At 71.3% G+C, this 3,681-nt stretch carries 3 protein-coding genes; 1 reads left to right on the plus strand and 2 read right to left on the minus strand.

The features are described 5' to 3' along the window. Together CCN44_RS26105 and CCN44_RS26110 are read right to left on the minus strand one after the other, a co-directional pair. Positions 1 to 744 (minus strand): MFS transporter (locus CCN44_RS26105; RefSeq protein WP_331478618.1); only part of this gene is annotated, 744 nt, incomplete at its 3' end. A gap of 234 nt (positions 745 to 978) precedes the next feature. Continuing rightward, positions 979 to 1,800, minus strand: a complete 822-nt coding sequence (locus CCN44_RS26110; protein ID WP_086700056.1) for a DeoR/GlpR family DNA-binding transcription regulator — start codon at positions 1,798 to 1,800, stop codon at positions 979 to 981. A gap of 342 nt (positions 1,801 to 2,142) precedes the next feature. On the opposite strand from CCN44_RS26110, the gene CCN44_RS26115 reads away from it, so the two are divergent. After that, positions 2,143 to 3,669 carry an FGGY-family carbohydrate kinase gene (locus CCN44_RS26115; RefSeq protein ID WP_086700059.1) on the plus strand — a complete coding sequence of 509 codons (1,527 nt, stop codon included), beginning with the start codon at positions 2,143 to 2,145 and terminating at the stop codon, positions 3,667 to 3,669. Positions 3,670 to 3,681: the final 12 nt, after the last annotated feature.

Here is a 3,681-nt window from a genome sequence, read left to right on the forward strand (position 1 = left end):
CACCGCGCCGGTGCCGATGCGCGGATTGCGCCAGACGATGGAGAGCGAGCCGAGCAGCGTGGCCACCGGGCGCTCCCCGGCGGGAGCCAGCCGGCTCCTGCCCACCGGCTCGCGCACCAGGAGCAGGGCGATCAGGGCGCCCGCCACGACCAGGACCAGCGAGAACCACAGCGTGCGATAGGTGCCCAGCCACGGCACCGTGAAGCTGGCCACCAGGGAACCGAGGGTGGGCAGCCCGCCGGTGAAGGCGAACCAGAACCAGCCCACCGCCGATCCCAGCCGGTGCCTGGGCGTCACGGCGGTCACCCAGACCAGGAAGCCGTACGCGAAGAGCGGATAGCCGAAGCCGCGCAGGCCGTAGCTGACCATGATCAGCCAGTAGTGGTGGGCCGGAAGCGCCAGGCCGAGGAGGACGACCTGCAGCGCGGCCCAGATGCCGAAGCCCAGCAGCATCACCCGGCGCGGGCCCCACAGATCGGACAGGGCCCCGGAGAACCAGGCCGAGATGCTCGCCGTGACGCCGTACACGGTGAACAGCAGGGCCACGCGCTCCTTGGAGATTCCCTCGGAAATCAGGTACGGGGAGAGGAATCCCGATTCGACACCGTCACCGATCATGAAGATCAGGACGCCGAGGAATCCCCAGGAAAGCGCCTTCGGAATACCGACGCGGTCCAGGAGATTCGGTCGTGCGGTTCTGCCGGGCGGAGAAGCGGGATTCGAGGGGACGGTCACGGCGGCCACCTTCTTACGGATATGGGGAGAGCGGAGTGCCGTAAGGCGTGGCCATGATGAAAGGACCGCTCCGGGCCGGGGTCAATCCGTCACCGGGAAGACCTCGCGGGCCGTGTCGGCCGTGGCGTGAAATCGACGTTCCGCCACCATGCCGTGAAGGTGGGGTGGAGTGTACAGGTCCAGGTCAGGGGCTCGGAGGGGGTGCGGCGTGCGGATGTGTACCGCGTGAGAAGCGTGTGATGTTCACGTGGCGTCGTGCGACCGGAGCGCTGCCGACGAACCGGTGACCGTGCGGACGTGGACCCCGCTGTCGCGCAGCCGCCGTACCTCCGCTGCCGGCGCCGCGTCGTCGACGAGCACCAGGTCGAAGTCGGTGAGAGGAGCGAGCGCGTACAGGCCCTGATTGGCGAACTTGGTGTGGTCGATGATCAGCACCCGGCGCGCCGCGGCGGCCATCATGGCCCGCTTGACCTGCACTGTCTCGGGCGACATGTGGTAGCAGCGCCCCCCTGTCACCGCCGTCGTGGACATGAACAGCACATCCGCCCGGAACGACTGCACGCTCTGGGCCGTGTGCGCTCCCATGAACGCGTCGTAGGCCGGAAAGTAGGTGCCGCCCAGCGCGATCAGTGCCACGCCGGGCTCCCGGGCCAGCGCCGTGATGGCGGGCAGCGAATTGCTGATCGCCGTGATCGGCGTGTGGTCCGCCAGGTGGCGGACCAGACTCAGGCAGGTCGTGGAGTCGTCGATCATCACGACCTGCCCGGGCGCGAGTTCGGTGGCGGCGGCCCGTGCCAGCAGCTGCTTGGTCTGCACCATGGTGGTCATGCGTTCGCTGGCGCTGCCGTGGAACTGCGTCGAGGGCAGACAGCTCGCCCCGCCACGCACCTTGCGCAGCCAGCCCTGTGCCTGCAACGCGTCCAGGTCACGGTGGATGGTCATGACGCTCACACCGAACTCGGTCGCCAGCTCGGCCGTACGGACGAACCCCCGGTTCGTGACGAGTTCGCGCAGCCGGTTCCGGCGCTCCTCCTGGGCGTCCGTCCGGGCGTCCGCACCTGCCATGACGTCCGCTCCTTCCGAGGGTGTGGGCGCTTCCCCGCCGGACCGTACGGGAACGGATGAGAAGAAGGCCATGTGAAACCCACATGAACGTAACACGAGGGGAGCGGGGGCGTGGCCCGGAAAGAGCCGTCCAGCGGCGCACGGGCGGGGTGGCGCGCGCCGACCGGGACGGAACTTCACATCGCCCGCGCCGGCCGCCACGGGATAAAGCACGGGGCTGATTGACGGCACCTTCGGGTGCGGGTTTTCTGAATTCCGCGAGCCGTATGCGGTCCGCCGCCATCCGCTCCATCCGGTCCGGTGCGTGCGCGCGGCCTTTGCGAAGGGGCAGGTATTGCAGTCATGTCGGTTCTCACCATCGACGTCGGGACCTCGGTCATCAAATCCGTCGTGTTCGACGACCAGGGCCAGGAGGTGGCGGTCGCGCGCATCGGCACCGAGGTGCTGCGGCCCCGTCCCGGATGGGCGGAGCAGGACATGGACGCGGTGTGGAACGGGGTCGTCTTCACCGTGCGCAGCGTCCTGTCCCAGCTCGGCCCCGCCCAGGACCCGGTCTGGCTGGTGAGCTTCACCGCGCAGGGCGACGGCTGCTGGCTCGTCGACGGCGACGGCCGTCCCACCGGCCCCGCGGTCCTGTGGTCGGACGGGCGCGCCGGCGACCTGCTCACCCGCTGGCAGGCCGACGGCGTCCTGGAGCAGGCGTTCCGCCGGAACGGCTCGCTCACCTGCAGCGGCATGCCGAACGCGGTGCTCCACTGGCTCGCCGAGCACGACCCGGACCGTCTGGAGCGCTCCCGGACGGCACTGACGGCGGCCGGCTGGCTGTTCCTGAAGTTCACCGGAGTCACCGCCATCGACGAGTCGGACGCGTCGGCGCCCTTCCTCGATCACACCACCGGCGCCTACGACCCGGTGATCCTCGACCTCTTCGGCATGCGGTGGGCCGAGCGGCTGCTGCCCCGGATCCTCGGCGAGCACGAGCGCATCGCGGAGATCACCCACCACACCGCCGCCGAACTCGGCCTGCCCGCCGGGCTGCCCGTGGTCATGGCCCCCTACGACATCGCCGCCACCGCCCGCGGCGCCGGTGCCGTCAACCCCGGCCAGGCGTGCGCCATCCTCGGCACCACCCTGTGCACGGAGATCGTCACCCGCGAGCCGGACACCGGCGGCGAGCCCTGCGGGATCAACATCGCCTACCGCGGCCGGGAACGCATCCTGCGCGCCTTCCCCACCCTCTCCGGCACCGAGGTCCTCGACTGGGCCTGCCGCACCCTGTCCGTGGCGGACCCCGCCGCCCTCGGCAGACTCGCCTTCGGCGCGCAACCGGGCGCCGGCGGGCTGGCCTTCCTGCCGTACCTCTCGCCCGCCGGGGAACGCGCCCCCTTCCTCGACCCGCACGCCCGCGGCGCCTTCTGGGGCCTGTCCCTCGACCACACCCCCGCCCAGCTCGCCCGCGCCGTCTTCGAGGGACTGTCCCTCGTCGTCCGGGACTGCCTGGCCGCGTCCGGGACCGAGGTCCGCGAACTGCGCCTGTGCGGTGGCGGATCCGCCAGCGACGACTGGTGCCGGCTCATCGCGGACGTCACCGGCGTGCCGACCGCGCGCAGCGCGGACACGGAGCTGGGCGCCAAGGGCGCGTTCCTCACCGGCCTCGTCCTCACCGGGGCGGAGAGCAGCATGCACAGCGCCGCCGCCACGTACGTGCGGATGCGCGCGAGCTGGGAACCGGACGCCGGGCGCGCCGCGTTCTACGACGGGCTCTACGACACCTGCCTCACCTGGCGTGCCGCCGCCCGCTCCCTCGGCTGGGCCCCCGTACCGGCCGCCGCCTCGCCGACCCCCGCCCCGGAGGCCCCGCATGTCTGACGCCCCGTCCGC

The sequence above is a fragment of the Streptomyces tricolor genome (genome assembly GCF_002155905.1).
In the GTDB taxonomy this organism is placed as follows: Bacteria; Actinomycetota; Actinomycetes; order Streptomycetales; family Streptomycetaceae; genus Streptomyces; species Streptomyces tricolor.